Source organism: Variovorax sp. KBS0712, assembly GCF_006323185.2.
In the GTDB taxonomy this organism is placed as follows: domain Bacteria; phylum Pseudomonadota; class Gammaproteobacteria; order Burkholderiales; family Burkholderiaceae_C; genus Variovorax; species Variovorax boronicumulans.
The window spans coordinates 1,014,575-1,032,554 of the sequence record NZ_VCCD02000002.1; the positions used below are offsets into that span (position 1 = coordinate 1,014,575).

The window sequence follows — 17,980 nt, forward strand, 5'->3', positions numbered from 1 at the left end:
GAATGACTACCACCGCTGATACGGGCCAGCGCCCGGATCGGGGTTAAGCGGCAGCCGCCATTCGCAACAATTCGTCGCCTTCCGCCACCTGCTCGCCCGGCGAGAACATCAGCTCCTCCACCGTGCCGTCGGCCGGCGCGGCGATGGTGTGCTCCATCTTCATGGCTTCCATCACGGCCAGCGGCTGGCCGCGGCTGACCTTGTCGCCGGCCTTGACCGCGAAGGACACGACCTTGCCGGGCATCGGCGCCGTGAGGCGGCCGCCTTCGGCATGGGTGTCGCCCGCATGCGCGAGGCGGTCGATGGCCGTGATGCGGGTCGCGCCCTTCGCCGCGAACACGTGGGCGGTGGCGCCGTCCAGGTGCACGTCGAGGGTCTGGCGCGTGCCGGCGAACTCGAGCTCGAACTCGCCCGTGGGAAAGCGCCCGATGGTGAGCGGGCCTTCGACACCGCCCACGGCGAGGTGCAGGCCGCCGTCGCGCCGGTAGGTCAGCAGTGCGCTGTGCTCGGCGCCACGGAACTCGAAGTCGAAGCGGCGCTTGTACTCGCCATGCGCGCGCCAGCCGTCGCGGCGCTCGAAGGGGTCGGGCAGTTGCGTCGGCCACTCGGTGACCAGCGTGCGCGTGATGGCGGCGGCCGCGGCCAGCGGCAGGCCCAGCGGTTCGCGGTCGAACAGCACGGCGCGCTCGCGCTCGATGAGCGCGGTGTCGAGGTTGGCCTTCGAGAACGACTCGGTCGCCAGGATGCCGCGCAAAAACTGCACGTTGGTCGACACGCCCACGATCTGCACCTGGGCCAGCGCGGCATCGAGCCGGGCCAGCGCCTCGGCGCGCGTGCTGCCGTGCACGATGAGCTTGGCGATCATCGAGTCGTAGAAGGGCGAGATCTCGCCGCCCTCGCGCACGCCGTCGTCGATGCGCACGCGGCTGCGCTGGAAGGCGGTCGCCTGCGGCTTGCGGTACACGCGCAAGGTGCCGGTGGCGGGCAGGAAGTTGTTGTCGGGGTTCTCGGCGCAGATGCGCGCCTCGATGGCGTGGCCGTGGATCTGCAGCTCCGATTGCTTGGCAGGCAACGGCTCGCCCGAGGCCACGCGCAGTTGCCACTCCACCAGGTCGAGGCCCGTGATGGCTTCCGTCACCGGGTGTTCGACCTGCAGGCGCGTGTTCATCTCCATGAAGAAGAAGTTCATCTCGCCGCCTTCGCGCTGCTCGACGATGAATTCGACCGTGCCCGCACCCACGTAGTTCACGGCACGCGCCGCAGCCACGGCGGCTTCGCCCATCTGCTTGCGCATCGCCTCGGTCATGCCGGGCGCGGGCGCTTCCTCGAGCACCTTCTGGTGACGGCGCTGCACCGAGCAGTCGCGCTCGAACAGGTAGACGTAGTTGCCCTGCGTGTCGCCGAACACCTGGATCTCGATGTGACGCGGGCGCTGCACGTACTTCTCGATCAGCACCGCGTCGTCGCCGAAGCTGTTGATGGCTTCGCGCTTGCACGAGGCCAGCGCGGCCTCGAAATCGGCGGCCTTGTCGACCGCGCGCATGCCCTTGCCGCCGCCGCCGGCGCTGGCCTTGATGAGCACCGGGTAGCCGATGCGGTCGGCCTCGCGCTGCAGCAGCGCCGGGTCCTGGTCGCTGCCGTGGTAGCCGGGCACCAGCGGCACGCCGGCCTTTTCCATCAGCTGCTTCGATTCAGCCTTGAGGCCCATGGCCTTGATCGCCGAAGGCGGCGGGCCGATGAAGGCCAGGCCGGCGTCGGCGCAGGCCTGCGCGAACTCTTCGTTCTCGCTGAGGAAGCCGTAGCCCGGGTGCACGGCTTCGGCGCCCGTGGCCTTGGCGGCCTCGAGGATCTTTTCCCAGCGCAGGTAGCTGTCCTTCGGGGCGCTGCCGCCGAGGTACACCGACTCGTCGCAGGCGCGCACATGGTTGGCGTGCGCGTCGGCATCGGAGTACACGGCGACGGTGCGAACCGCCATGCGGCGTGCAGTGGCCGCAACGCGGCAAGCAATTTCACCGCGATTGGCAATCAGGATCTTCTTAAACATTCGGAGTGTCTCCCGGAGGATTCTTTTTCAGTTGAAAGGCGGACGTGACGCCCGGATCGGGCCGGCCACTGAAGATGCGTGCCACGCGGCTGAACAGCGCGCGCAAGAAACGCCAGCTCTTGCGGATGAGCCATACGCTGAGCACGAGCACGAAGACGAACAGCACCAGAAAGACCAGCGGATGCGCCACCGCGAGCCACAGCCCGGCCGGCACCATCGAGTCTTCGACCAGCGACGCGCCCACGTTCGAGAACGGCTCGGGCGAGGTGTTGATGGCCGCGCGCGTGGTGGCCTTGGCCGCATGCGCCGTGGCCGCGAAGCCGCCGCCCAGCAGCGCCGCGACGACGGCCATGGCGCCGTGGTCGGCACCGAACACGCTGGCCGCGAGCGCCGCGCCGGCGGGGATGCGGATGGCGGTGTGCACCACGTCCCACAGCGAATCGAGGCCCGGGATCTTGTCGGCGAAGAACTCGACGAACACCATGAAGCCGCTGACCGCGAGCACGATCGGATGCGCGAGCATCTGCAGCCCCGCAGGCAGCGGCACCCAGCCGAAATAGCCGACCAGGCCGGTCAGCAGCACGACGAGGTACAGGCGCACGCCGCTGGCCCAGCCGATGGCGGCGGCCAGTGCGAGCAGTTGCGGCATGTCGAGCGTGTTCATGGCGTGCGGCGGTGGGTCAGCCGGCCAGCCAGCTCGGCTTGCGCTTCTGCAGGAAGGCCTGCACGCCCTCGCGGCCTTCGTCGCTGGCGCGGATGTCGGCGATGCCTTCAACCGTCTTGGCGATGAGCGCGCTGTCGATCTCGCGGCCGGCCACGTCGGCAATCAGCTGCTTGCAGGCGCGCACGGCGGCGGGGCTGGCGCCGGTGAGCGCCTTCAGCAGCTCGTCGACCTTGGCGTCGAGCGCATCGGCGGCCACCACTTCATGCACGAAGCCGATGCGGTGCGCCTCGGCGGCGGTGAAGCGCTCGGCCGTGAGGAAGTAGCGCTGCGAGGCGCGCGGGCCCATCGCACGCAGCACGTACGGGCTGATGGTCGCGGGCACGAGGCCGATCTTCACTTCGCTCAGGCAGTACCACGCGGTGTCCACGCTCACGGCCATGTCACACGCGGCCACGAGCCCCATGCCGCCCGCGTACACGTCGCCCTGCACGCGCGCGATGGTGGGCTTGGGGCACTCGGCGATGGTGCGCAGCATGTCGGCCAGCTTGCCCGCGTCGGCGAGGTTCTCGTCGCGCGTGTAGTCGGCCATGCGGCGCATCCAGTTGAGGTTGGCGCCCGCGCAGAAGGCCGGGCCGTTCGCGCCGAGCACGACGGCCTTGACCTGCGGCGCGGCGCCGGCTTCGAGAAAAGCCTGCGTCAGCTCGGCGATCACGACGTCGTCGAAGGCGTTGCGCGCGTCGGGCTGGTCGAGCCAGATGCGCGCGACCGCGCCGTCGATGGCGAGGTTCAGCTTGGTGAAGGTGCTGCTCATGCGGTGCCCCTGGTCACATGCGGAAGATGCCGAACTTCGGCTCGGGGATCGGCGCGTTGCGCGATGCGGCCAGGCCCAGGGCGAGCACGCGGCGCGTGTCGGCCGGGTCGATGATGCCGTCGTCCCACAGGCGCGCGGTAGCGTAGTAGGGGTGGCCCTGGTCTTCGTACTGCTGGCGGATCGGGGCCTTGAAGGCTTCTTCTTCGTCGGCGCTCCAGCTGCCGCCCTTCAGTTCGATGCCGTCGCGCTTCACGGTGGCCAGCACGCTCGCGGCCTGCTCGCCGCCCATCACGCTGATGCGCGCGTTCGGCCACATCCAGAGGAAGCGCGGGCTGTACGCGCGGCCGCACATGCCGTAGTTGCCGGCGCCGAAGCTGCCGCCGATGATGATGGTGAACTTGGGCACGTTGGCGGTGGCCACGGCCGTCACCATCTTGGCGCCGTGGCGCGCGATGCCTTCGTTCTCGTACTTGCGACCCACCATGAAGCCGGTGATGTTCTGCAGGAACACCAGCGGGATCTTGCGCTGGCAGCACAGCTCGATGAAGTGCGCGCCCTTCTGTGCCGACTCGCTGAACAGGATGCCGTTGTTCGCGATGATGCCCACGGGCATGCCCTCGATCTCGGCGAAGCCGCAGACCAGCGTGGCGCCGAAGCGGGCCTTGAACTCGTGGAACTCGCTGCCGTCGACGATGCGCGCAATGATCTCGCGCACGTCGAAGGGCTTGCGGGTGTCGGTGGGGATCACGCCGTACAGCTCTTCGCGCGGGAAGTCGGGCGCGCGCACCGCGGCGCCTTGTGGCGTGTCGGCGGCCTTCGCGTTGAGGTTGGCCACCGCCGAGCGCGCCAGCGCCAGCGCGTGCAGGTCGTTCTGCGCCAGGTGGTCGACCACGCCCGACAGGCGCGTGTGCACGTCGCCGCCGCCCAGGTCTTCGGCCGACACGACCTCGCCGGTGGCCGCCTTCACGAGCGGCGGGCCGCCCAGGAAGATGGTGCCCTGGTTCTTCACGATGATCGATTCGTCGCTCATCGCCGGCACGTACGCGCCGCCGGCCGTGCACGAGCCCATGACCACCGCGATCTGCGGAATGCCCTGGGCGCTCATGTTGGCCTGGTTGTAGAAGATGCGGCCGAAGTGCTCGCGGTCGGGGAACACCTCGTCCTGGTTCGGCAGGTTGGCGCCGCCCGAGTCCACGAGGTAGATGCAGGGCAGGCGGTTCTGCTCGGCGATCTCCTGCGCGCGCAGGTGCTTCTTGACCGTCATCGGGTAGTAGGTGCCGCCCTTCACGGTGGCGTCGTTGCACACGATCATGCAGTCGACACCGTTCACGCGGCCGATGCCCGCGATGATGCCGGCGCCGGGCGCCGACTCGGCCCCCTTCGCATCGAGGTACATCGCATGCGCGGCCAGCGGCGCGATTTCGAGGAAGGGCGTGCCCGGGTCGAGCAGCTCGGCCACGCGGTCGCGCGGCAGCAGCTTGCCGCGCGCCGTGTGCTTGGCGCGCGCGGCCTCGCCGCCGCCCTGCTCCACCTTCGCGAACTGCTGCTGCAGGTCGTCGACCAGCGCGCGCATCGCGGCCGCATTGGCCTGGAAGTCGGCCGACCGTGCGTTGAGTTTGGTTTCGAGTTTGCTCATGCTGTCTTTTCTTGGCTGAGACCGAGCTGCTCGGTCATGGCGTCGCGGATCTTGAATTTCTGGATCTTGCCGGTCACCGTCATCGGGAACTCGGAGACGAACTGGATGTACTTGGGCACCTTGTAGTGCGCGATCTGCCCCTTGCAGAAGTCGCGGATCTCGGCGTCGGTGGCGCTCTGGCCGGGCTTGACGATGATCCAGGCGCACAGCTCTTCGCCGTACTTCTTGTCGGGCAGGCCGACCACCTGCACGTCCTGCACCTTCGGATGGCGGTACAAAAATTCTTCGATCTCGCGCGGGTAGATGTTCTCGCCGCCGCGGATCACGAGGTCCTTGATGCGCCCGACGATGTTCACGTAGCCCTCGGCGTCCATGGTGGCGAGGTCGCCGGTGTGCATCCAGCGCTCGGCGTCGATGGCTTCGCGCGTCTTGGGCTCGTCTTCCCAGTAGCCGTGCATCACCGAGTAGCCGCGCGTGCACAGCTCGCCCGACTGGCCCGGCGGCATGATCGCGCCGGTCTCGGGGTCGATGATCTTCACCTCGAGGTGCGGCTGCACGGTGCCTACCGTGGACACGCGGCGGTCGAGCGGCGTGTCGGTGCTGCTCTGGCAGCTCACGGGGCTGGTCTCGGTCATGCCGTAGGCGATGGTGATCTCGCCCAGGTGCATCTCGTTGACCACGCGCTTCATCACTTCGATGGGGCACGGCGAGCCGGCCATGATGCCGGTGCGCAGCGTGGACAGATCGAATTCCTTGAAGCGCGGATGGTCCAGCTCGGCGATGAACATCGTGGGCACGCCGTGCAGGCCCGTGCACTTCTCGGCCTGCACGGTCTCGAGCACCGTGAGCGGGTCGAAGCCGTCGTTCGGGTACACAATGGCCGAGCCGTGCGTGAGGCAGGCCAGGTTGCCCAGCACCATGCCGAAGCAGTGGTACAGCGGCACCGGAATGCACAGGCGGTCGGCCGGCGTGAGCTTCATGCACTCGCCGATGAAGAAGCCGTTGTTCAGGATGTTGCGGTGCGTGAGCGTCGCGCCCTTGGGGAAGCCCGTGGTGCCGCTGGTGAACTGGATGTTGATCGGGTCGGTGGCCTTCAGCGTCTTCTGCGTGGCGGCCACGCGCGCGTCGGCCGCATCGCCGCCGGCCAGCAGTTCGCTGAAGCGGCGCATGCCGGGCTGCTCGTCGCCCTGGCCGGGCTTGTCGATCCAGAAGGTGTGCTGCAGCAGCGGCAGCTTGGCCGGGCCCAGCTCGCGCAGCATGCCCAGGTAGTCGCTGGTCTTGAACTGCGCCATCGTCACCAGCGCCTTGCAGCCGACCTTGTTGAGCGCGTACTCGAGCTCCGAGGTGCGGTAGGCGGGGTTGATGTTGACGAGGATCAGGCCGACCTTGGCGGTGGCGATCTGCATCAGCACCCAGGGCACGTTGTTGTGCGACCAGATGCCCACGCGGTCGCCGGGCGCGAGCCCCAGGCTCAGCAGTGCGCTGGCCAGCTTGTTCGACGCGGTCTGCAGTTCGCGGTAGGTGAAGCGCTGGCCTTCGTGGCGGCTGACGAGGGCTTCGCGTTCCGGTTGCTTGGCAACCATGTCGTCGAAGAAGTCGCCGATGGCTTGCTCGATGAGGGGGACGTCCGTGGCGCCTTGGGCCAGGCTCTGCGTCAGTGGCATCGTCTTGTCTCCTTGTCTGGCGCCCTCTCCCTGCGAGGGAGAGGGTGGGGTGAGGGTGTGCAGCGCGGCTTATGCGGTTTCGCTGAACAGCTCGCGACCGATCAACATGCGGCGCACTTCGCTCGTGCCCGCGCCGATCTCGTACAGCTTGGCGTCGCGCCACAGCCGCTCGACCGGGAAGTCCTTGGTGTAGCCCACGCCGCCCAGCGTCTGGATCGCCTCGCCGGCCATCCAGGTCGCCTTCTCGGCCGAGTACAGGATGGCGCCGGCCGCGTCCTTGCGGAAGGTGCGCGCATGGTCGTTGCGGTCGCAGGCCTTGCCCACGGCGTACACGTAGGCGCGGGTGGCCTGCCAGGTCGAGTACATGTCGGCGATCTTGCCCTGCATCAGCTGGAACTCGCCGATGCTCTGACCGAACTGCTGGCGCTCGTGGATGTAGGGGATCACGGCGTCCATGCAGGCGGCCATGATGCCCAGCGGGCCGCCCGAGAGCACGGCGCGCTCGTAGTCCAGGCCGCTCATCAGCACCTTGGCGCCCATGCCTTCGCCGCCGAGCACGTTCTCTTCGGGCACTTCGCAGTTGTCGAAGAACAGCGGGAAGGTGTTGGAGCCGCGCATGCCGAGCTTGTCGAGCTTGGTGCCTGCCGAAAAACCTTTGAAATTCTTTTCGACGATGAAGGCCGTCATGCCGCGCGCGCCCATCTCGGGTTCGGTCTTGGCGTAGATGACCAGCGTGTCGGCGTCGCCGCCGTTGGTGATCCACATCTTGCCGCCGTTGAGCACGTAGTAGCCGTCCTTCTTGTCGGCCTTGAGCTTCATGCTCACCACGTCGGAGCCGGCGTTGGGCTCGCTCATGGCCAGCGCGCCGACGTGCTCGCCGCTCACCAGCTTGGGCAGGTATTTCTTCTTCTGCGCTTCGCTGCCGTTGCGGTGGATCTGGTTCACGCACAGGTTGGAGTGCGCACCGTACGACAGGCCCACCGAGGCCGAGGCGCGCGAGACTTCTTCCATGGCCACGATGTGGGCCAGGTAGCCCAGCTCGGTGCCGCCGAATTCTTCCTTCACCGTCATGCCGTGCAGGCCCAGCTCGCCGAGCTTTTGCCACAGGTCGTGCGGGAACAGGTTGTCGCGGTCGATCTCGGCGGCGCGGGGCGCGATTTCGTTGGCGGCGAAGTCCTGGATCGCGCTGCGCAGCGCGTCGATGTCGTCGCCCAGGTCGAAGTTGAGGCCGAAATCGTGCATGAGTCTTGTCTCCTCTGAAGGGGTCGGCGCGCAGGGCTGCCCGCGCGGATGGCGCTTGAAAAAACGCAGCTTACGCCTCGTGGCGCCGCAATTGGCGCCACAATGGTTGCAAATTGCGCCACGACCGATGCCCTCCGCCACGTCGTCCCCCGCCTTCCTGCGACCCGCCCGCGCCGTCACGCCGATGGCCTTCGTGCGAGCCATCGCGCAAGGGTATGCCCGCTACGGCAAGGACCCCGCGCAGGCCCTGCAGGCGGCACAGATCGCGCCGCGCGAGCTGGCCCGCCCGGGCGCCCGGGTGACGGCCGCGCAGTTCGAGGCGCTGTCGGGCCACGCGATGCAGGAGCTGGACGACGAGGCGCTGGGCTGGTTCTCGCGCCGCCTGCCCTGGGGCAGCTACGGCATGCTGTGCCGCGCCTCGCTCACCTCGCCCGACCTGGGCGTGGCCATCAAGCGCTGGTGCCGCCACCACCGCCTGCTGACCGAGGACATCACGCTGGCGCTGGACGTGACCGGCGGCGTGGCCACGTTGCGCATCACCGAGAACCGCCCGCTCGACCCCGTGTTCCGCGAGTTCTGCCTGGTGACCAGCCTGCGCTTCATGCACGGGTATGTGTGCTGGGCCATCGACTCACGCATCTCGCTGCGCCAGGCCACCTTTCCGTTCGCGGCACCGCCGCACCGCGACGCCTACCCGCTGATGTTCACGCCCGACGTGCACTTCGACGCGCCGCAGGCCAGCATCAGCTTCGACGAGCGCTACCTCGCGCTGCCGCTGCTGCGCGACGAGCGCGCGCTGCGCACCATGCTCAAGCGCGCCCTGCCGCTCACGGTGCTGCAGTACCGCCGCGACCGCCTGCTGGGGCAGCGCGTGCGCGAACTGCTGCGCGCGCGTGCCGGCGAGGCGACCACGGCGGAGGCGCTGGCGGGGCTGCTGAATGTGTCGGGGCGCACGCTGCACCGGCAGCTGCATGAGGAAGGCACCTCGCTGCAGGTGCTGAAGAACGAGGTGCGGCACGAGCTGGCGGTGGAGCAGCTGCGCCGGACCACGCGACCGATCAAGCAGGTGGCGCTGGCGGTGGGCTTCCGCAACGAGAAGAGCTTTTCGCGGGCGTTCCTGCAGTGGACGGGGCACGCGCCTCGGGATTTTCGGCAGCTGGGGTTGTAGGGCGCTTGTTCAGGGCGCGTGCACAGGCCACCGGGTACTTCCCTCCGCGAATGTCCCCCGGGCTTCGCCCTCCTCCTTGATTTCGCTGCGGGAAGCACCCAGTGCCCTGTGCACGATGGGCGCTGTCGTTGTGCCGGTCGATCAACAACCGCACTGCCCAACGCTCACGTCGATGGGGTGCCTTGCGCAGCGAAATCAAGGAGGAGGCCGCAGGCCGGGGGACATTCGCGGAGCAAGGCACCGCGTCGGCGGGAGCGTCGCCCTGAATAACGGAACTCAGGCCGGCGAATCGATCAACGCCAGCGCATCGGCGATCGACTGGCTGTCTTCCGGCCGCACCAGCTTCGCGACCTGTTGCCCGTCGCGCATGAACACCAGCGTGGGCCACAGCCGCACGTTGAACGAACGGCCCAGCGGGCGGCCGCTGCCGTCTTCCACCTTGATGCGGCGCACGTTCGGGTACTTGGCAAAGGCCTCGGCAATGTTCGGTTGCGCGGCCTTGCAGATGCCGCACCAGTTGGTGCCGAACTCCACCACGGCCGGGCCCTGGAGCGCGTCGATCTCGCTGCGGTCGGGTTGATCGGTCTGGTACTCGGAGGTCATGGGCAGGGTCCTTGCGAATTCGTGGGAAGGAGCGCGTGCAGGCGACGGGCGCGCCACACGCTGACGGGCGTCATTGCACCAGAAACTCAGGCCGCCTGCAGGCCGTAGCCGGCCAGCAACGCGGGCAGCCCGGTCATGTCGCTGAACACCGCCACGGCGCCCGCGGCGCGCAGCGCGCCCGGGCCGCTGTGGCCCGACTCGCCCGTGCTGTAGCCGAACACCGTGGCACCCGCGGCCACGCCGGCCATCGCGCCGGTGACCGTGTCTTCGACCACCGCGCAGCGCTTCGGATCGACACCGAGCGCTTCCGCCGCGGCCAGATACACGTCGGGATGCGGCTTGGAGCGCGGCATCTCGTGGCCGCTGAAGATGCGGCCCTCGAAGCAGTCGAGCAGGCCGACCTTGGCCAGCTGCAGCTCGACCTTGTGGCGATCGGCACCCGACGCGCAGGCGATGCGGCCCTTGAGCCGCGCATGGATCTCGCGGATGGCGGCAGGCGCATGGGGAATGGCGACGAGGTCGCGGTCCAGCGCCTCGTTGCGGCGGGCGCGGAAGCCGCGCAGCCAGTCGTCGGTGATCTTGAAGCCCGTCTTGGCCTCGATGAGCGCCGTCTCGTCCTTCACGGCCTTGCCGGTGAAGATGTTCATCGATTCCTCGGCCGTGAGCTGCCAGCCGAGCTCGCCGAGCATGTCGGCGAGCACGCGGTTGGTGATGGGCTCGGAATCGACGAGCACGCCGTCGCAATCGAAGAGAACGGCGGAAAAGGGGAAAGGGGTCATTGCGAGGCTGGAGTTCAGGGGTCTGGCCCCATGGTAGCAACGCCCCCTTTCCGCACGGGCAGACTCAGGCTATCGGGTCATTCACCGCTTCAGGCGACGGGACGGATGGGGATGTAGATCTCGCCGCCGCCGGCCATGAATTCTTTCGACTTCTCTTCCATGCCCTCGGCCATGGCAGCCGCCTCGGCCACGCCCTTCTTGGCCGCGTACTCACGCACCTCCTGCGTGATCTTCATCGAGCAGAACTTGGGGCCGCACATCGAGCAGAAATGCGCCACCTTGCTCGAGTCCTTCGGCAGCGTCTCGTCGTGGAATTCGCGCGCCGTGTCGGGGTCCAGGCCCAGGTTGAACTGGTCTTGCCAGCGGAACTCGAAGCGCGCCTTGCTCAGCGCGTCGTCGCGCGAGCGCGCACCCGGGTGGCCCTTGGCCACGTCGGCCGCGTGCGCGGCGATCTTGTAGGCAATGATCCCCTGCTTCACGTCGTCGCGGTCGGGCAGGCCCAGGTGTTCCTTGGGCGTCACGTAGCAGAGCATTGCCGTGCCGGCCCAGCCGATCATCGCGGCGCCGATGGCACTGGAGATGTGGTCGTAGCCCGGCGCGATGTCGATGGTCAGCGGGCCGAGCGTGTAGAACGGCGCCTCGTGGCAGTGCTTGATCTGCTCGTCCATGTTGGCCTGGATCATGTGCATCGGCACGTGGCCCGGGCCTTCGATCATGGTCTGCACGTCGTGCTTCCAGGCGATCTGCGTGAGTTCGCCCAGCGTGCGCAGCTCGGCAAACTGGGCCTCGTCGTTCGCATCGGCACCGCTGCCGGGGCGCAGGCCGTCGCCGAGCGAGAAGCTCACGTCGTAGGCCTTCATGATGTCGCAGATGTCCTCGAAGTGCGTGTAGAGGAAGCTCTCCTTGTGGTGTGCGATGCACCACTTGGCCATGATCGAGCCGCCGCGCGACACGATGCCCGTCATGCGGTCCGCCGTGAGGTGGATGAACGGCAGGCGCAGGCCCGCGTGGATGGTGAAGTAGTCGACGCCCTGCTCCGCCTGCTCGATGAGCGTGTCGCGGTAGATTTCCCAGGTGAGGTCTTCGGCCACGCCGCCCACCTTTTCGAGCGCCTGGTAGATCGGCACCGTGCCGATGGGCACCGGCGAGTTGCGCACGATCCAGTCGCGCGTCGTGTGGATGTTCTTGCCGGTCGACAGGTCCATGACGTTGTCGGCGCCCCAGCGGATGGCCCACACCAGCTTTTCGACTTCTTCCTCGATGCTCGAGGTGACGGCCGAGTTGCCGATGTTGGCGTTGATCTTCACCTTGAAGTTGCGCCCGATGGCCATCGGCTCGACCTCGGGGTGGTTGATGTTCGCAGGAATGATCGCGCGGCCACGGGCCACTTCGTCGCGCACGAACTCGGGCGTGATGATGCGCGGAATGCTCGCGCCCATCGGGTTGCCCGCCACGCGCTTGGCGCGCTCCTCGTTGGCCAGGTACTCGGCCATCCACTCGCGCTTGCCGTTCTCGCGCAGGGCCACGTATTCCATCTCGGGCGTGACGATGCCGCGGCGCGCGTAGTGCATCTGCGTGACGTTGGCGCCCGACTTGGCGCGGCGCGGCGTGCGCTGCAGCGCCGAGGCACCGGCGCGCAGCTCGGCCAGGCGCTGCGCGTCGCGGTCTTCGTTCTTGGCGCCGTCGTCCAGCGCGTGGTGCGTGCGGCCTTCATAACTTTCGGTGTCGCCACGCTCGATGACCCAGGCGCTGCGCACGTCGGGCAGGCCGCGGCGCACGTCGATCTCGACCTTCGGGTCGGTGTAGGGGCCCGAGGTGTCGTACAGGGAGACGGTTTCGCCGTTGGTCAGCGCCACGTCGCGCACGGGCACGAACAGGTCGGGCCGGCTGCCCGGAATGACGCACTTGTGCGAGGCGGGAAAGGGTTCGCGCGTCAGCGACAGCAGCGAGGTGAACTTGTCGGGGGCATTCATCGGGGGCACTCCTTGTTGAGGGAAAGGGTGCTCCGCAATCGCTCGATGGACCTCGGGAGGCCCGCCACCGAAAAAGGGAGTGACGGACCGAAGTCAGGGAGTGCAGCTCTTCTTACGCCGGTATGACCCGGATCAAGTTCGCGGGTCGGCTGCTTTGCCATCTCAGCACGCCACATGCGTGCACCCCGGAGCGGGGCCGATTGTGCGGGCCGAAGCCCGCCGCCGTCAACCCGGGGGCTGGTGCAGGTCGCCGTCGACGTAATACCAGCGCTCGTTCTCGCGCACGAAGCGGCTGCGCTCGTGCAGGCGGAACGCCACGCCCGTCGCGCCGCGCTGGCGGGCGACGAACTCGACCTCGGCGTGGTCGGCGTCGAGCACCGAGCGCGAGCGAATGTCCAGCCCCAGCCATTTGACGCCCGGCTCGAACTCCACCGACGCCGGCCGCTTCGACGCGTGCCAGGTGGCGAGCAGGTAGTCGGCACGCGCCAGCACGAAGGCCGAATAGCGCGAACGCATCAGCGATTCGGCGTCGGGCGCCGGCGTGTTCTCGAAATCGTCGAGGTAGCGCCCACAGCACAGGGCGTAGCCAATGGGCTTGTCGCGACGGTCGGTGCGGCCGCAGGGGCAGGGGCCGGGAGTGGGGTCGGTGGCGCTCATGAAGGGCTCTATTGGAACACTTGGCGCGGTGGGGGCTGAAGGGGGGGGTGGGAGGCTTCGGGGCATGCCCGCTTTGCGGGGACCTGCCGGGGCCAAAGGCGCCGGGGCCTCTTGCGCCAATGGCTTGTGCCGCTAAAGTCGTCCGGCGTTTCGTTCCTTCAAGCTGAACACCAAAGCATGCTTTTGCGATTCCTCAAGCTGTTCTTCCTGCTCGCTGCGACCCTCTCCTTGGGCGCCTTCGCCTTTCTGCACGGATTCAACGCATGGCGCGCCGGACAAATCGTTGTCACGCGAAGAGGACGCGAACCCTTTGTCGCAAGTGCCGATGGTGCATTTCCCCTCACGTTCAATATGGAAGTCTGGGGATTGATGATCATCGGAGGCGCTGTTGCCCTTTGCGGCATTGCAGGCGTCGTCAAGTTCCTCATCCACACGCCGGACCAGCGACGCACGATGCTGACCCGTATGGATGGCGTCTCGCGTCGCGAGCGCAGTGACATGGACATTCCGTGGTCGGTTGGGCTTGCCATCGTCGGGGCGGTTGTGGCGTTTTTTCTCTACTTGGGATTTAGAGTTCACACGCAATAGCTTTGTCTGCCTGCAACCAGCCATGAGTGGCCTTTCATCATGAGCACGCGATCACGCATTGGAATCACATTGCTGCTGACGGCAGCATTCATCACCGCGGGCCTTTGGCTGGGCCGCGAGCTGTCGATGGATAGCTGCCTGGATCGCGGAGACAGTTGGAATCATGAGCACTCGGAGTGCTTCACTTCAAAGCCGAAGACTGAGAACGGCCAGGATTCGCCGTTGACCAATTTGGTACGGCTCAACCCATATGCGAGTATTCGCAACAGATGAAAGCTAAGTCTCTTGCTCTGATAAGTCAACATTCAGACTTGCTGTCGGCGGACAAGCAAGCTGTGGCCCGTTGGCTTTGCGAGGAGTGGGCGCAATCGCCATCGTCCGCGCCGAAATGGCTCCAGCGACGATTTCGGCAAACGTTCAGTTTCCCTCTTCACAACAACGATGCCCCGCAGAAAATGCTCAAGGATTTGACGCTCGAGTTGTTGTCCCAGCACCGGGAAGCACTCGCAGACCGAGCGCGGCGGAGTGGCAGATTGCCGACTTAGCAATCGGGGCTCACGGCCGTCGTTATGGAGAGCACCCCGCCTAAGGCGGTCTGGCAGTATCCGGTCATGAACTGACATTCGACACAGGGCACATAGCCGCTTCGGGCCCAAAAGAGACGTCCCCGATTCTCGATGGCAGACACCCGAAAGACGTTGTCACGGCCTACTCAGGCTGCTTTCTTAACCAGGATCCTTCGAGCGATCTCATCGACCCCTTCGTCACTTTCACCAGGGCTCGGGTCCGAGGCCATGCGCAAAAGATACGGCTCGACGGTCACTGCGAGCCTGGGTGACGGAGCAACAAGTTTGTCGAGCACCCAATACTTCCAGACGTGATCTTCGGACTCGAAGATCATCCGCAGATGAGGTGCCAGCGGTTCACCGATGCTAGCCAGAAAGGGAATCAAGACGTTTGCGACAGGCCAGTTGATGTCTTGCACCCAAGCGATCAACTCAGGAAGAAGCGCGTCGACGGCCGGATAGCCTAGAGCGACGATCGCTTCTGCCCTCGGCAGGTCGTGCTTGTCGACTGGCAAAAGGTGTGCAATTTCAGGCAATGAGTGCTCCCGCATGTTCAACGGCCACTACTGACCAAATTCAGCCCGGCGCGGCGAGCGGCAGCTAGTAGCCGGCAACAGCAACATCCGTCACTCATCCTCGTAGATCTGAATGACGTGTTGGGGGCCAAATGGGACTAGAGCGCCCATTTGTAGTTCGTCCGTGGACATCGGCTGATTGTTCAGCGAACCGACGTAGCCGGTCGCGGTGATGTCCTCGACGATCACCCACATCCGTTCAACGTCAACCGTCTCATCATGCTGAATGCGAAACACCAGTTTGACGAGCTGACCAGGCTGTAGGTTGGCTCGCCGCTCCCGAGGAGGGATGTAGAACGTCCCCGGTGCTTCTTCGTGCCGAGCCTCCCCATCATCGAGTTCGAACTGCAAAACTAACCTCCTTGCTTGAGCGGATGATCGGTTACCGGTGAACTCGATCTGACTCGCGAACGACCGGTTCTGGCCGTTTGCTGTACTCCATCAAGTCCGCAAGTTGACAGCAACGTCTCGCAACGTCTCAATCAGCTCAGTGCGGCGATCTAGTGAATAGTTGAGCGCCAGCGGCGAGCAGTGGGGTGTTCTCTCGACACGCAGGTGCGGCGCAATTCGCTTGAGAACCGGCGCGAGCCGCTGCGCATTCTTGCCCATTAGCACAACCACCTGCAGCCGCGACAGCAATTGCAGCAACTCCGCAAGCCATGGCTCGGCCCGCTTGACGTCTTCTCGGGTTGCAGGACGGATTTTGGTGCCCTCCTCGTTCCCGAGGTACCAGGGAACTGCGTTCCAACGCACCACGTCGCGGCGAGAGAGTCCCGCTGACTCGCAAGCATGCCGGGCGTTGGCTGCCGTCTGGTCCGGATTGTCGGAGCTGATGAAACCACTTCCGACAGCGCGCGGGCCCGGAGCCTCCTGCAAGAGAAGCACGCGTGCGTTGATGCCGCCATCGAGCGGGTCGAAGCGCGGCACGCCGTCGGGCGCGTCACGGCTTGCGCCTATCCGCTCAGCCAGCGCCTGTAAGAGCGCTACGTGTGGCTCAAAGGACCTAGCGCGCCTGGCCTCCACCGCCTCGTCACTGGCAAGCACCTGGTCGCGGGCTCGAAAGACTGGAATGAAGGTGCTGGCAGTCAATGGGTCATGCTGGCTCTCGCCTCGCGAACCCCGCCCATGGCCGTTAATGGCCGAACCCCGTCTACCGGGTCTGGACCATCGAACCGTGAGGATGCATGCCGGCTGGCCACCAAAGGCGCGATGGAACACGCCGGGGCCCCATATGACGAAGTCGCCGTGGCGCCGCAAGGTGTGCGACAGCGTGTCGTGCGGCACGAATTCGGCGCTCGTCGAGAACTCAATCCTGAATTCACTGGCTGGGCTCACCAAGACCGACATCGTCCGCCCCTCACTCAGAGGCTTGGATTCGCCGTTCGGATTTCCAGCCGGGTGGCAGAACCACTTGACGCACAGACCAGCAGTGAGCTCTTCGGTCGGCACATGCCGCAAGTGGGACGGCGGGTTCTTGGTCCAATCGTTGAACCCGATGAACCAGCCGGTACCGTCAGTGTCCAAACCGCCGGCGTTGCCGAACTCAACGTTCTGTGCGAGAAGCTGCTTTGGTTGCATGCGTATTTCTGCCCTCTGGTCGAATGACCGGTTGTGGCCGCGAACGCGGCAGCTGAAGAATGCCACAGGCTAATGTCCTCTGAACCGGGAACGCCTCTCCGCGCGAGCTGCACGCCCCTACTCAGTCAACGCCTCGCACTGCGCTTCAATCCGCGCATGCAGAAGCCCCAGCGAGACCGCAAGAAACCGCTGCAGCGAACTCCGCTGGCATGCATCGAAAAGCGGCGCGGCGCCTGCATCAGAAGAAGCGGCGTCGCGCCGATCCTCATCCCATTCGAGCAACTGAACCAACGTCTGCGCGCCCTGCACCACATCGCGCGCCTCGTTGAGAAACGCCGCGTGGCTTTGCAGTGAAGGCGGGAGCCGTTCGCCTTGCACCCATTCGAAGGGTGTGAATTGAGTGGCGGAACGGGAAGACGCACAGGAACAACCGGCGTCGGTGACTGCGCTTGAAGCATTGGCCATAGGCCTCCAAGAATTGCTGCGCAGGATGTCAGCGGGCTGCTAAACCCGGCCTTGCACCTCACACAAGGCGACGGCAATGTTCGCGGCCTCCACGACGCCCGTCAAGCGCCAGCGACCACCACGCACCGCCCTACCGAAACATCACCCACTCAGGCCGCATGTTGAACCGCACCGGCAGGATGCTCACACCAAGCCCGCTGGTCACGTACATCCGCTTGTTGTCCTTGTGCGCGATCCAGCCATAGGCCCATTCGCGCGGCGCACGCCCGGGCACCACCAAGGCACCGTAGCCCGGCACGCTGATCTGCCCGCCGTGCGTGTGCCCCGCCACCACGAGCCCCTGCGTGCGCGGCATGCCGGCGAAGCTGAAGGGGTCGTGCATCATGACCAGCGTGGCGGCGCCGGGTGGCACGCCGGCCAGGGCCTTGTCGGGTTGCGAATGGCCGGTGGAGTCGTCGCCGATGCCGACGACCCAGAGGTCGTGCCCGGGCAGGCGCACCGAGGCGTTCTCCAGCACGCGGATGCCCTGCGCGGACAGGGCCTTGGCGGTGCGTTCGCCGTCGTGCCACCAGTCGTGGTTGCCGAGCACCGCGTACACGCCCTGCGGCGCCTTCAGGCGGCCGAGCACGGCGGCCATGGCTTCGATGGAAAAGTCTTCGTCGTCGCCGGAGCCGGCAAGAAAGTCGCCGGGCAGCAGGATCACGTCGGGCAGCGCCGCGTTGATCTGGTCGACGATGGCCGCGGCGCGGTTGGCGCTGGTCACGCGCCACAGCGAGCGCGTGCTGAGGTGCCAGTCGCTGGCCACGGCGACCTTCAGGCCGGCCGGCGGCTGCCACTGCGCCGAGCCCAGGGGCTCGACACGCGCGGCCACCCAGCGCGGCTCGATGACGACGCTCCAGGCGGCCAGCGCCGCGAGCGCGAGTGCCGCGGCGATCGAGCCCCAGGGTCGGCCGCGGCGTCGGCTCAC

17 protein-coding genes and 1 riboswitch are annotated in these 17,980 nt (G+C 66.6%); of the genes, 2 read left to right on the forward strand and 15 right to left on the reverse strand.

Translation table 11 applies throughout. The features are described 5' to 3' along the window. Positions 1 to 43: 43 nt before the first annotated feature. The 6 genes from FFI97_RS21640 to FFI97_RS21665 form a co-directional block, all read right to left on the reverse strand. Positions 44 to 2,044 carry an acetyl/propionyl/methylcrotonyl-CoA carboxylase subunit alpha gene (locus FFI97_RS21640; RefSeq protein ID WP_139701357.1) on the reverse strand — a complete coding sequence of 667 codons (2,001 nt, stop codon included), beginning with the start codon at positions 2,042 to 2,044 and terminating at the stop codon, positions 44 to 46. Continuing rightward, positions 2,037 to 2,708 (reverse strand): DUF4126 domain-containing protein, encoded by a 672-nt coding sequence (locus FFI97_RS21645; protein ID WP_139701356.1) that lies wholly within the window; start codon positions 2,706 to 2,708, stop codon positions 2,037 to 2,039. The genes FFI97_RS21640 and FFI97_RS21645 overlap by 8 nt, the downstream gene beginning before the upstream one ends. Before the next feature lie 16 nt (positions 2,709 to 2,724). Further along, a complete protein-coding gene (locus tag FFI97_RS21650; RefSeq protein WP_139701355.1) occupies positions 2,725 to 3,519 on the reverse strand; it encodes an enoyl-CoA hydratase/isomerase family protein in 795 nt (264 codons plus the stop codon). A gap of 13 nt (positions 3,520 to 3,532) precedes the next feature. Then, complete coding sequence (locus FFI97_RS21655; protein WP_139701354.1) at positions 3,533 to 5,155, reverse strand: carboxyl transferase domain-containing protein; 1,623 nt, start codon at positions 5,153 to 5,155, stop codon at positions 3,533 to 3,535. Continuing rightward, positions 5,152 to 6,819, reverse strand: a complete 1,668-nt coding sequence (locus FFI97_RS21660; protein WP_139701353.1) for an AMP-binding protein — start codon at positions 6,817 to 6,819, stop codon at positions 5,152 to 5,154. Before FFI97_RS21660 ends, FFI97_RS21655 begins: the two co-directional genes overlap by 4 nt. A 69-nt stretch (positions 6,820 to 6,888) precedes the next feature. After that, the gene (locus FFI97_RS21665; RefSeq protein WP_062478706.1) at positions 6,889 to 8,061 is read right to left on the reverse strand and encodes an isovaleryl-CoA dehydrogenase; all 1,173 of its coding nucleotides are present in this window, start codon (positions 8,059 to 8,061) and stop codon (positions 6,889 to 6,891) included. A gap of 127 nt (positions 8,062 to 8,188) precedes the next feature. Here FFI97_RS21665 and FFI97_RS21670 point away from each other — a divergent pair, with 127 nt between their 5' ends. Further along, a complete protein-coding gene (locus tag FFI97_RS21670) occupies positions 8,189 to 9,229 on the forward strand; it encodes an AraC family transcriptional regulator (protein ID WP_139701352.1) in 1,041 nt (346 codons plus the stop codon). A gap of 276 nt (positions 9,230 to 9,505) precedes the next feature. Here the strand turns inward: FFI97_RS21670 and FFI97_RS21675 are convergent, their stop codons facing one another. From FFI97_RS21675 to FFI97_RS21690, 4 genes are all read right to left on the reverse strand, one after another. Continuing rightward, positions 9,506 to 9,832, reverse strand: a complete 327-nt coding sequence (locus FFI97_RS21675; protein ID WP_139701351.1) for a thioredoxin family protein — start codon at positions 9,830 to 9,832, stop codon at positions 9,506 to 9,508. A gap of 86 nt (positions 9,833 to 9,918) precedes the next feature. Further along, positions 9,919 to 10,611 (reverse strand): HAD family hydrolase, encoded by a 693-nt coding sequence (locus FFI97_RS21680; RefSeq protein ID WP_062478714.1) that lies wholly within the window; start codon positions 10,609 to 10,611, stop codon positions 9,919 to 9,921. A gap of 89 nt (positions 10,612 to 10,700) precedes the next feature. Next, positions 10,701 to 12,584, reverse strand: a complete 1,884-nt coding sequence (thiC, locus tag FFI97_RS21685) for a phosphomethylpyrimidine synthase ThiC (RefSeq protein ID WP_062478718.1) — start codon at positions 12,582 to 12,584, stop codon at positions 10,701 to 10,703. A gap of 92 nt (positions 12,585 to 12,676) precedes the next feature. Continuing rightward, positions 12,677 to 12,782: riboswitch (TPP riboswitch) on the reverse strand. 27 nt (positions 12,783 to 12,809) lie between these two features. Next, positions 12,810 to 13,241, reverse strand: a complete 432-nt coding sequence (locus tag FFI97_RS21690; protein WP_062478721.1) for a YchJ family protein — start codon at positions 13,239 to 13,241, stop codon at positions 12,810 to 12,812. Positions 13,242 to 13,418: 177 nt separating this feature from the next. Between FFI97_RS21690 and FFI97_RS21695 the strand changes: the two genes are divergently transcribed. Next, positions 13,419 to 13,829 (forward strand): hypothetical protein, encoded by a 411-nt coding sequence (locus tag FFI97_RS21695; protein WP_144004502.1) that lies wholly within the window; start codon positions 13,419 to 13,421, stop codon positions 13,827 to 13,829. 712 nt (positions 13,830 to 14,541) lie between these two features. Here the strand turns inward: FFI97_RS21695 and FFI97_RS21700 are convergent. The 5 genes from FFI97_RS21700 to FFI97_RS21720 all read right to left on the reverse strand — a co-directional run bounded on the left by FFI97_RS21700 (position 14,542) and on the right by FFI97_RS21720 (position 17,980). Beyond that, a complete protein-coding gene (locus FFI97_RS21700) occupies positions 14,542 to 14,931 on the reverse strand; it encodes a DUF5071 domain-containing protein (protein ID WP_185993677.1) in 390 nt (129 codons plus the stop codon). 90 nt (positions 14,932 to 15,021) lie between these two features. Then, positions 15,022 to 15,321, reverse strand: a complete 300-nt coding sequence (locus FFI97_RS21705; RefSeq protein ID WP_139701348.1) for a DUF2314 domain-containing protein — start codon at positions 15,319 to 15,321, stop codon at positions 15,022 to 15,024. A 90-nt stretch (positions 15,322 to 15,411) separates the two neighbouring features. Beyond that, positions 15,412 to 16,548, reverse strand: a complete 1,137-nt coding sequence (locus FFI97_RS21710) for a uracil-DNA glycosylase (RefSeq protein WP_144004504.1) — start codon at positions 16,546 to 16,548, stop codon at positions 15,412 to 15,414. Between the two features lie 117 nt (positions 16,549 to 16,665). After that, complete coding sequence (locus FFI97_RS21715) at positions 16,666 to 17,013, reverse strand: hypothetical protein (protein WP_139701347.1); 348 nt, start codon at positions 17,011 to 17,013, stop codon at positions 16,666 to 16,668. 130 nt (positions 17,014 to 17,143) lie between these two features. Next, complete coding sequence (locus FFI97_RS21720; protein ID WP_144004505.1) at positions 17,144 to 17,980, reverse strand: metallophosphoesterase; 837 nt, start codon at positions 17,978 to 17,980, stop codon at positions 17,144 to 17,146.

Coding starts and splice junctions, on each gene's coding strand:
- FFI97_RS21710 (WP_144004504.1), bottom strand. CDS start 16,548: ATGCAACCAAAGCAGCTTCTCGCACAGAACGTTGAGTTCGGCAACGCC.
- FFI97_RS21650 (WP_139701355.1), bottom strand. CDS start 3,519: ATGAGCAGCACCTTCACCAAGCTGAACCTCGCCATCGACGGCGCGGTC.
- FFI97_RS21690 (WP_062478721.1), bottom strand. CDS start 13,241: ATGAGCGCCACCGACCCCACTCCCGGCCCCTGCCCCTGCGGCCGCACC.
- FFI97_RS21715 (WP_139701347.1), bottom strand. CDS start 17,013: ATGGCCAATGCTTCAAGCGCAGTCACCGACGCCGGTTGTTCCTGTGCG.
- FFI97_RS21665 (WP_062478706.1), bottom strand. CDS start 8,061: ATGCACGATTTCGGCCTCAACTTCGACCTGGGCGACGACATCGACGCG.
- FFI97_RS21645 (WP_139701356.1), bottom strand. CDS start 2,708: ATGAACACGCTCGACATGCCGCAACTGCTCGCACTGGCCGCCGCCATC.
- FFI97_RS21640 (WP_139701357.1), bottom strand. CDS start 2,044: ATGTTTAAGAAGATCCTGATTGCCAATCGCGGTGAAATTGCTTGCCGC.
- FFI97_RS21670 (WP_139701352.1), top strand. CDS start 8,189: ATGCCCTCCGCCACGTCGTCCCCCGCCTTCCTGCGACCCGCCCGCGCC.
- FFI97_RS21655 (WP_139701354.1), bottom strand. CDS start 5,155: ATGAGCAAACTCGAAACCAAACTCAACGCACGGTCGGCCGACTTCCAG.
- thiC (WP_062478718.1), bottom strand. CDS start 12,584: ATGAATGCCCCCGACAAGTTCACCTCGCTGCTGTCGCTGACGCGCGAA.
- FFI97_RS21680 (WP_062478714.1), bottom strand. CDS start 10,611: ATGACCCCTTTCCCCTTTTCCGCCGTTCTCTTCGATTGCGACGGCGTG.
- FFI97_RS21695 (WP_144004502.1), top strand. CDS start 13,419: ATGCTTTTGCGATTCCTCAAGCTGTTCTTCCTGCTCGCTGCGACCCTC.
- FFI97_RS21660 (WP_139701353.1), bottom strand. CDS start 6,819: ATGCCACTGACGCAGAGCCTGGCCCAAGGCGCCACGGACGTCCCCCTC.
- FFI97_RS21675 (WP_139701351.1), bottom strand. CDS start 9,832: ATGACCTCCGAGTACCAGACCGATCAACCCGACCGCAGCGAGATCGAC.